Genomic DNA, 9351 nt, shown 5'->3' on the forward strand with positions numbered 1-9351 from the left:
ACGTACAGATTCACGTATGCTGCAGCCCATGCAACGCACCAATGCCTTCCCGACCGACCATGGCCAACCCCTGATGCTCACCACGGAGCAGCAGGCCATCGTACACAGCCAGGCAGCCTCGGCCATCATCGCCGCACTGGCCGGCACCGGCAAAACCACCACCCTCGCCTGCTGTGCGGTGCAGGCCCTGCGCGCCCAGCCGGATGCCCGCATCCTGGTGCTGGCCCACTCCCGGGCCGGGATCCAGGCCTTCCAGCACCGCTTGCGCGCGCTGGTGCACCAGGTGCCCGGCCAGCTGCAGGTCACCACACTGGAGCGCTGGAGCGCCCGCACCCTGCGCCAGCGCGATGCCGGCGTGCGCTTTGTGGCCGACCCGGTGGAGCTGCGCCAACAGGCCCAGCAGGCACTGCTGGAGCTGGAAGCCCAGCTGCAGCGCCAGCCCGACGAGCGCATCAGCATGCCGGCGGAAGTGGACATGCAGGCCTTCTGGGCCTTCAACCGCGCGGCCAAGCAGTCCCTGCTGCTGCAGCGCGTGCAGGATGCCGGCGGCGACCTGGCCGCGTTCTGCGAAGAGCACCTGCTGGACTACACGCTGGCGCGCATCTTCTGCGCCTACGAGCGCCTGCGCCTGGATACCTGTGGCGATGTGCGCTATTACGCCGAGGGCGACTGCACCTACGCCCTGGCGCAGGAGGAAGGCAGCCCGCTGCCCGCGCCCTATGACCTGGTGCTGTTTGATGAAATGCACGACCTGGACCTGGCCGCGCTGACGGTCTTGCGCCGCCTGCTGCACGACCCGGCCACCCGTTTTCTGGGTGCCGGAGACTTCAACCAGCACATCGACACCCAGGCCTGGTCCGTGTTCCGCAACCAGCTGCACCAGCTGGCCGACTTCCTGCCGCAGACCACGGCCACCCTGCCGCTGACCCAGTCGCGCCGCTTTGGCCCGGCCGTGGCCCAGGCGGTCAACCGCTGGTTTCCCGTGGGCATGCAGGCCTCCACCAAGCGCTACAGCACGGTCTACCAATGGTCGTATCAGGACGATGCCGATTGCATCCGCCAGTTGCTACAAGCCCAGGCCAGCCTGAGCGCGCGCGACGGCGCCACGCCTGCCCCGCTGACGGTGATCCTGCGCCACCCGCACGAGGCCGCCGCGCTGGAATGGGCCGTGGCCGCCGCCGGCCAAGTGGCCAGCCTGCACGGCCTGCCGCACTTTTACGAAGAGCGCGAGCTGGCGCTGCTGCTGGGCCTGATGTACGCCCACGGCCTGCAGGCCCCCGACTGGAAAAGCAGCCCCTGCCCGCTGGGGCCACAGATTCTGGAGCGCTTCATCGACGGGGCCCTGTACTTTGGCAAAGGCCGGGTCGATACGCGCCAGGAAGACAGCGACCTGCCGACCATGGCCGCCCAGATGCACCAGCACCCGCAAGGCATCTGGCGCTTTCTGATCGGCGAGCACACCGCGCAAGGCGGCCGGCGCAACTTTGCCGCCTTCGGCAACTTCCTGCACCTGCCGCTGGCCCTGCAGGACAACGCCCAGGCCCTGCTGCAACAGGCCGATGTCTGGGGCCTGTTTGCAGCCACACCCATGCCGCACGCCGAGGCACAGCGCCTGCGCACCCGGGTGCAGGGCTTCATCGACCTGGTGGCGGGGCTGTCCGTGCCCCAGGTGCTGCAGCAAATTGCCAGCATGGTGCAGCGCCGGCAACGGCTGCAGCACACCGGCCAGCCCGCGCATTTCCAGATCCTGAGCATCGAGCAGGCCAAGGGCCAGGAATTCGAGGCCGTGGCCATTCCCTTTCTGGCACCGGGCCGCTTTCCAGCGCCGGTGCCGCACGCCCTCGCCTTTGTGGAGCGCAACCGCCTGTACGTGGCCATGACCCGCGCGCGCCAGCGCCTGTGGCTGCTGGAAGATGCACGCCACCCCATCCAGGCCTTCGAGGCCTGATGGCTTGGGCACAATGGCGTTTTTCCTCTGCTTTTGATTTTTGATAAGGATTGCCCGCATGGCCTTCGCCGACAACCTCCAGCAACTGCCCTCCATCGACCACCTGGCCGAATTGCGCCTGATGGATGCCCAGGGCCAGGTCGCCGCCGTCATCCCCAACCAGCCGGGCAAGGCCGGCTCGCTGCGCCTGTACGCAGCCCTGGCCGCCAAGCATGGCAGCCTGAACGCGGCCGCCGCCCAGGAAGGGCTGGAACTGTTTGCCGAGCACACGGAGTCGGCCCGCCAGCACCCCGGCAGCCATCCGAACATCGACCGCCTGTTCGAGATCATCGCCACGGGCCAGGGCTACACCGTCGAGCTGGTGGCAGCCTGAATCGCTACGCCCCGGTCGTGCACAAACCGCACACAAAAAAGGCTCCAGCAGGAGCCTTTTTTCATAGCTATTGGCGCGCACTGGACAAGGGCCAAAGGCCAATTTGACACCAAAGACAGGGCATTGCACCCTCGATGACCATGCCACACATGACGCCTGGGCCACGCAGCGCGCACTGGACCGTGCAGACAAAGAAAAAGCCCAGTTCGCTTGCACGAACCGGGCTGGATGTCTTGGCAGGGGAGGAAGGACTCGAACCCTCGCATGCCGGAATCAAAATCCGGTGCCTTAACCAACTTGGCGACTCCCCTACGGCGCTCTGACCTGCTTGCGCAGACCAGAACTAATCTGGCAGGGGAGGAAGGACTCGAACCCTCGCATGCCGGAATCAAAATCCGGTGCCTTAACCAACTTGGCGACTCCCCTTGAGAGAAGTCGAGATTATGCCGCGAGTTTTGGACACCCACAGCGAAAAACGAAACTTTTTATGCACAAACTGCCTGGACTGCTCACTTTTTCATCAAAACGGCAGTCCATGGACTTCGGTATGCCGGGCTCTGCCGCTCCGTCTCTCACAAAGAACGCACTCGCACTGAGCGCTGCCAACACCGCCATGCACATCTTCGATTGGCGATTGGCACGGGGAACGAAGCTGCAGCCAGAACAAGTAGTGCGACAAGGCTGAGCAACGACGTATCCAGGGGGGGGTGAGCAGGTCTTATGCGCCGCTTGCCGTGGTTTGTAAAGCAAGGGCCGCAAGCCCATGCCCGGCACGCATGCATCGCCGTGACCGCTGGAGCGCGGTTGTAACGAATGCCTACACTGACCGCCATGGACACTTTGCTGACGGCCGATTTCTGGATCGGCATCTTCAAGATCATCTGGATCGACGTCATCCTCTCCGGCGACAACGCCGTGGTGATTGCCCTGGCGGCACGGGCCCTGCCCCCGGAACAGCAACGCAAGGCCATCCTGTGGGGCTGTGGGTTTGCGATTGCCTTGCGCGTGGCCCTGACCGTGGTGGCCGCGCAGCTGATGCAGCTGCCCCTGCTCGAAATCCTGGGCGGCTGCCTGCTGCTGTGGATCGGCGTGGGCCTGCTCCAGGGGGAAGCCCCCAGCACCACCAGCACGCATACGCCCCACCGCCACGCGGGCATGTTCACCGCCATCCGCACCATCCTGCTGGCCGACTTGGTGATGTGCCTGGACAACGTGATCGCCGTCGCCGCTACGGCCCAGGGCGACATGGTGCTGCTGGTCTTCGGCCTGGCGCTGAGCATTCCGCTGGTGCTGTTTGGCTCCACGCTGATGATCCGTCTGATGGAGCGCCTCCCCTGGATCGTGCTGGTGGGCGCGGCCCTGATCGGCTGGGTGGCCGGGGAAACCATCGTCAACGACCAGCTCTTGCTGGGCGTGAGCCAGCAGCATCCAGCGCTGAAGTACATCGCGGCGGTGTGCGGCGCAGCCCTGGTGCTCGCAGTGGGCCAGCGCCTCAAACAGCGCCAGCCCAGCGCCACTGACTGAAGGCCGCCGCGTTCCTTTGCGGTGCCCGTTGGCGCCGCAGACGCCGCCGCGTCACAATCGGGGGCTATCGTGCACTTTCCGTGCCCCCCCTTTCCGGCGCTTGTGCGCACGACCATCAGCCATGTTCCGCCCCCCCACCACGCTGCCTCCACCTGCCCCTGCATGGCGCAGGACGCTGGAAGTGTTTGCCATTTTTTTGCGACTGGGGCTGACGTCCTTTGGTGGACCCACCGCCCACCTGGGCTATTTCCAGACCGAGTTCGTCCAGCGCCGGCGCTGGCTCAGCGATGCGCACTATGCCGAACTGGTGGCGCTGTGCCAGTTTCTGCCCGGACCTGCCAGCAGCCAGGTCGGCATGGCCTTGGGGCAATGGCGCGCCGGCTGGGCCGGCATGGCGGCGGCCTGGCTGGGTTTCACCCTGCCTTCGGCGCTGGCCCTGGTGGCCCTGGCCGTGGGGCTGGCCCACGCCCCGCACCTGGCCCAGTCCGGGCTGCTGCACGGACTCAAGCTGGTGGCCGTGGCCGTGGTCGCCCATGCTGTCTGGGGCATGGCCCGCAGCCTGTGCCCCGACCTGTGGCGCCGCGCCCTGGCTGTCGTGGCCTGCGCCGCCCTGCTGGCCTGGCCCCAGGCCAGCGTGCAACTGGGCGTGATCGCCCTGGGCGCCGCCGCGGCCCTGCTGCGCCAGCCCACCGAGCACCCCGTCAACACCAGCGCCTGGCCCACCTCCAGCCGGGCGCGGCGCACCGGCTATGCCCTGCTGTACCTGTTTGCGCTGCTGCTGATCGCCCTGCCCGTGGCTGCGGCCCTGTGGCCACACACCGCCTTGCAGGCGTTTGCGGCCTTCTACCAGGCCGGGGCGCTGGTGTTTGGCGGCGGCCACATGGTGCTGCCACTGCTGCAAACGGCCGTGGTGCCCAACGGCTGGGTGGCGGCCGACAGCTTTGTCGCCGGCTACGCGGCGGCCCAGGCCGTGCCCGGCCCCCTGTTCACCCTGGCCGCCTACCTGGGCGCGCTGCTGCCGCTGGGGCCGGCGTGGTCACCCTGGATGGGCGGCCTGCTGATGCTGCTGGCCATCTTCCTGCCCGCAACCTTGCTGGTGGCCGGCGCCCTGCCGCTGTGGGCCCAGTTGCGGCAACGCCCGCACATGCGCCAGGCCGTCACCGGCATCAATGCCGTGGTGGTCGGCATCCTGGCCGCCACCTGGTACCACCCGGTGCTCACCAGCGCCATCGGCAGCCTGCTGGATGTGGGAGTGGCCCTGCTCTACCTGGGTCTGCTGCTGTGGCGACTGCCGCCTGTGGCGGTGGTGGCGCTGGCGGCCGGGTTGGGGTGGGTGCTGGCCTAGCCCCAGACCTTGGTCATCCGCATGAAAAATGCCGCCTGGGCAGGCGGCATGGGCGCAGACTGCTATCCCTTTCAGCAGCCTGTGGCGAGGCATCCGCCTCAGGTCGGCTGCGGCCCCAGCTTGGCCAGCACCGCCTTTTCCTTGGCCGTGGATTCGATGGCGAACTGGCGGTAGGCCTTGCTGTCCATGTAGATGGGCAGCATTTCAAAGCGCTGCAGCATGGTCTGGTAGCTGTCCATCTCCATCGCCTGCTTGAAAGCATCGTGCAGGCGGGTCTGGATGTCGGCGGGCATGCCCTTGGGGCCGACGAGGCCAAACGGCGAGTACTGCGTGGTGGGCAGGCCGAGCTCAAGCAGCGTGGGCGTGTTGGGCAGTGTAGGCAGGCGCTTTTCGGTCCAGACGTTCAAGGCCACCATGCGCCCCTGGTCCACATACGGGATCACGGCACTGGTGTCGGCGCCCACCATGACTTCGCCCGCCATGGTGGCGCGCATCAGTTCGGCCGAACCCTTGTAGGGCACGTGCACCACGTCCAGGCCCAGTTGCTGGGCGATGATGGCCGAGGTGATGTGCGGCGAGGTGTAGGTGCCGGTGTTGCCGATGGTCAGCTTGCCGGGATTGGCCTTGGCCCAGGCCACCACGTCCTGCCAGCTCTTGAGTCCGGACTGCGTGCTGGCGACCATGCAGAAGGCATAGCCGGTCACGTTCAGGATGTAGCTCAGGTCATCCACCGGGTTCCATTTCAGGCCGGTGGTGAACGGCAGGCGCATCACGCTCATGGGCAACTGGGCGATGGTGTAGCCGTCGGCCGGCGTGGACTGCAGTTGCGACGCAGGCAGTGAGCCCGCTGCGCCGGGGCGGTTTTCCACGATGATGGGCTGGCCCAGGATCTTGGAGGCGTTTTCCGCCAACTGGCGCATGGTCAGGTCGGTGGGACCGCCTGCGGGGAAGGCCACCACCAGTTTGATGGCGCGGGTCGGAAAGGCTTTGCCGGACTGGGCCAGTGCGGGGGCACCGGCCATCCAGGCGCCCGCCACGGCGGACACCCCTGCCTGCAGGCAGGTTCTGCGCGAAATGCTCATTGTCTTTGTCTCCCTGTTGTTCATTTAGCGACAATGAGTGTAGAAGCCCCTCCTGCACACCCATCCCCAGGGAAACCCTTGCGCGCCGAAAAGAGCAGCATAAAAACCGGCTCTAGCGCTGATGTAGCAAGCGCAAAGCGCTCACATTTCAGCACATTAACCCCAGCCTTTGCAGGTCTGTCGGCACGATCGGGCGTGCCGCCGCCCTGCCAGGTGCACCGCACCATCCCGAGTGGCGCGGCACACTCACGGCGCCTGGTACACCACCACGCCTTCCTTGATGGTCTGCAGCACCTGGAGCTGGCTCAGCTGGCCGGGCGGCATGGTCAGGGGGTTGCCAGACAGCACAGCGAAGTCCGCCAGCTTGCCCAGCTCGATCGAGCCCTTGTGGTCCTCTTCAAAGTGCTGGTAGGCGGCCCACAAAGTCATGGCCTGCAGCGCCACCCAGGGCGTCACGCGGTGCTCCGGCCCCAGCACCTGGCCGCTGCGCGTGCGGCGATTGACGGTGGCATCCAGCACGCGGATGGACGACGGCAGCACCACCGGCGCGTCGTGGTGCGTGGTGAAGCGCAGGCCCTGGGCCAGCACCCAGCCGGTGGGCGAGATGTTCTGCGCACGCGGTTCCCCCAGCACCTCGCTGCGGTGCCAGTCCCCCCAGTAGTAGGTGTGCATGGGAAACAGCGAGGGGAAGATGCCCAGCCGGCGCAGCGCAGCCACCTGATCGTGGCGCAAGGTCTGGCCGTGGATCAGCACTGGTCGCCGGTCGCGCATCGGCGGGGCCCCGTCGTAGCGGGCCCGTGCCGCCTGCACGGCCAGGATCATTTGGTCGATGGCCGCGTCGCCGTTCGCATGCACCAGGATCTGCCAGTTGTGGGCAAAGGCCTTCTCCATCTGCGCCGTGGCCTGGGCGTCGCTCATCACGCCATAGCCAGCGTAGCTGCGCGGCTGGCCGGCCGGTGGCTGCACATAGGGCTGGGTCAGCCAGGCGGTCTTGCCCTGGGGCGAGCCATCGAGCGTCAGCTTCACCCCGCCAATCCGGAAGTGCTGGCGGTAGCTGCGGCTGTAATACGGCCCCTGCATGAAGCGGCCCTCGCCCAGGGTGAGGATGTCCGGGTAGGAAACCACGTCGACCTTGAACTTGCCCTGCTGGGCCGCCGCCACGGCCGTGGCCACGCCCCCCGGGTCGGCCCGGCCGTCCTGCACGGTGGTGTAGCCGAACTGCAGGTACAGCGCCTGGGATTTTTCCAGCCAGCGGATGGCCTGGGCCTCGCTCAGCGCGGGCATCAGGTGCTGCAGTGCGCCAAAGTAGGCGTTTTCCTCCAGCACGCCATCGGGCTCGCGCGAGCCCGGACGCCGGCGGATGATGCCGCCTTGCGGATCCGGCGTGTCGGCCGTGATGCGCGCGCGCTCCAGGGCCTTGCTGTTGAGCGCGGCAAAGTGCCCGGACTGGTGGATGGCGACAATCGGCACGCGGGTCGACACGGCATCCAGCTCGTCGCGCGTGGGGTGCCGGTGCTCCGCCAGTTGGGAATCGTCATAGCCAAAGCCAAATGCCATCTGCAACTCGCGCGCATCGGGCGAGGTGGCGATGTACTGGCGCAGCGTGTCCTGCAACTGGGCAATGCCGGTGCTGGGCCCATCCGGCGGCGGCAGCAGGTTGGCCGCAATCGCCTGCAGCCCCACCCCACCCAGGTGGCTGTGCGGATCCACAAAACCGGGGATCAGGGTGCGCCCCTGCAAGTCCACCACCTGCGTGGCGGCGCCCTGCCAGCGGGCCACCTCGTCACGGCGCCCCAGCGCCACGATCCGGCCCGCGTGCACAGCCACGGCTTCCACCTGGGGCTGGGCATCGTTCATGGTCAGGATGGGACCGCCCCAATACAGCAGCTGCGCCCCTCCGGGTGGAATGGCAACGCGGGGCGCCCCCAGCGTGCTGCACCCTGTGAGGCCCAAGACCCCCAGGCCGGTGGTCGCCGCCAAGGCGGCGGCAAACTGTCTGCGCAACATGGCCATCGTGTACTCCCTGCTATGCATGTTGGTGGTGTGAACGGCTGGCAATCGCCAGGCCCACAGCCTAGCAGCCCGGGCTGGCCGCAGGCGACAGGCGCGCCGTAAATCCCAGCGCAGACCTCGGCAGCCCTGGCCCTGCTGCGCTGGCACTGAAAACAGCGCCACGTGGTCACGGCTAGCACAGGGCTTCAGCGGCAAGGCTTGTATCTTTTATTGCCGGACTGTAAAAAAGGGTTAAATCAAGCCCAGGGGGAAGCTCCCTAAAATTGCAGTGATGGCACACTTCGGCACACGCATGAGTCACACAGCCCCCGGTTAGGCCCCTGCCTCTGCAGTCGCCATATCGGTCGGAGGCCGGTTCGGGATTGCGGCGAACAATCGTTGCGATGGCGGATTCGGCACGGTCGTCACAACGCCCGTTGCTGTAGTTTCTGATGGGCTATGCCGTATTGCCATAAGCGCCAGCCTTCCCAGGAAGCCTGGCGCTTTGGTTTATCCCAAACAGAAATCACACACTTATGAGACAGCACGCTGGAGAATATCTGAGCTTTCAGCTCGGTGGTGAGCAATATGGCATCGATATCCTAAAAGTCCAGGAAATCCGTGGCTATGAAGCGCCGACCCGCATCGCCAATGCCCCATCCTTCATCCTGGGGGTTCTGAATCTCCGCGGCGTCATCGTGCCGATCTGGGATATGCGCATCAAGCTGCGCATGGACCGCGCGGACTACGACAGCCACACCGTGACCATCGTGTTGAATGTGGGCGAGCGCGTCATCGGTCTGGTCGTTGACGCGGTGCAGGATGTGGTGGCCCTGAAGGCCGAAGACATCAAGCCTGCCCCCGAATTCAGCAGCACCCTGGCCTCCCAGCACTTGATTGGCATTGCCACGCTGGAGCAGGCCGAAGCGGCGCGCATGCTGATCCTGATGGACATCGAGCAATTCATTGCCGGCGCGGACACCGGTGAATTGGCCAGCACCGACCTGGCGGTTTAAAAATCACCGTAACAATGAAAAACACCAAAATATCCCACAGGCTGAATATCGGCTTTGCGCTGATCATTCTG

7 protein-coding genes and 2 tRNA genes are annotated in these 9351 nt (G+C 66.2%); 5 read left to right on the forward strand and 4 right to left on the reverse strand.

What is annotated here, in order from left to right:
- Positions 1–28: 28 nt before the first annotated feature.
- Both CA2_RS15145 and CA2_RS15150 read left to right on the forward strand, forming a co-directional pair.
- Positions 29–1948, forward strand: a complete 1920-nt coding sequence (locus CA2_RS15145) for a UvrD-helicase domain-containing protein (RefSeq protein WP_042419214.1) — start codon at positions 29–31, stop codon at positions 1946–1948.
- 58 nt (positions 1949–2006) lie between these two features.
- Entirely contained in the window at positions 2007–2321 is a 315-nt protein-coding gene (locus CA2_RS15150; RefSeq protein WP_042419197.1) for a DUF2322 family protein, read from the forward strand.
- A 234-nt stretch (positions 2322–2555) separates the two neighbouring features.
- Here the strand turns inward: CA2_RS15150 and CA2_RS15155 are convergent.
- Together CA2_RS15155 and CA2_RS15160 are read right to left on the reverse strand one after the other, a co-directional pair.
- Positions 2556–2632 (reverse strand) — tRNA-Gln (locus CA2_RS15155).
- Positions 2633–2670: 38 nt separating this feature from the next.
- A tRNA-Gln gene (locus CA2_RS15160) sits at positions 2671–2747 on the reverse strand.
- Positions 2748–3152: 405 nt separating this feature from the next.
- Here CA2_RS15160 and CA2_RS15165 point away from each other — a divergent pair.
- Both CA2_RS15165 and chrA read left to right on the forward strand, forming a co-directional pair.
- Positions 3153–3845 (forward strand): TerC family protein, encoded by a 693-nt coding sequence (locus tag CA2_RS15165; RefSeq protein ID WP_042419200.1) that lies wholly within the window; start codon positions 3153–3155, stop codon positions 3843–3845.
- A 121-nt stretch (positions 3846–3966) separates the two neighbouring features.
- Complete coding sequence (gene chrA, locus CA2_RS15170) at positions 3967–5190, forward strand: chromate efflux transporter (protein ID WP_042419203.1); 1224 nt, start codon at positions 3967–3969, stop codon at positions 5188–5190.
- 98 nt (positions 5191–5288) lie between these two features.
- On the opposite strand, the gene CA2_RS15175 is transcribed toward chrA, so the two are convergent.
- Complete coding sequence (locus CA2_RS15175) at positions 5289–6266, reverse strand: Bug family tripartite tricarboxylate transporter substrate binding protein (protein WP_042419217.1); 978 nt, start codon at positions 6264–6266, stop codon at positions 5289–5291.
- Between the two features lie 252 nt (positions 6267–6518).
- The gene (locus CA2_RS15180; protein WP_245620975.1) at positions 6519–8285 is read right to left on the reverse strand and encodes an amidohydrolase; all 1767 of its coding nucleotides are present in this window, start codon (positions 8283–8285) and stop codon (positions 6519–6521) included.
- A 515-nt stretch (positions 8286–8800) separates the two neighbouring features.
- Here CA2_RS15180 and CA2_RS15185 point away from each other — a divergent pair.
- Complete coding sequence (locus tag CA2_RS15185) at positions 8801–9280, forward strand: chemotaxis protein CheW (RefSeq protein WP_042419206.1); 480 nt, start codon at positions 8801–8803, stop codon at positions 9278–9280.
- Positions 9281–9351: the final 71 nt, after the last annotated feature.

Source organism: Comamonas aquatica NBRC 14918, assembly GCF_000739875.1.
Taxonomy (GTDB): domain Bacteria; phylum Pseudomonadota; class Gammaproteobacteria; order Burkholderiales; family Burkholderiaceae_C; genus Comamonas; species Comamonas aquatica.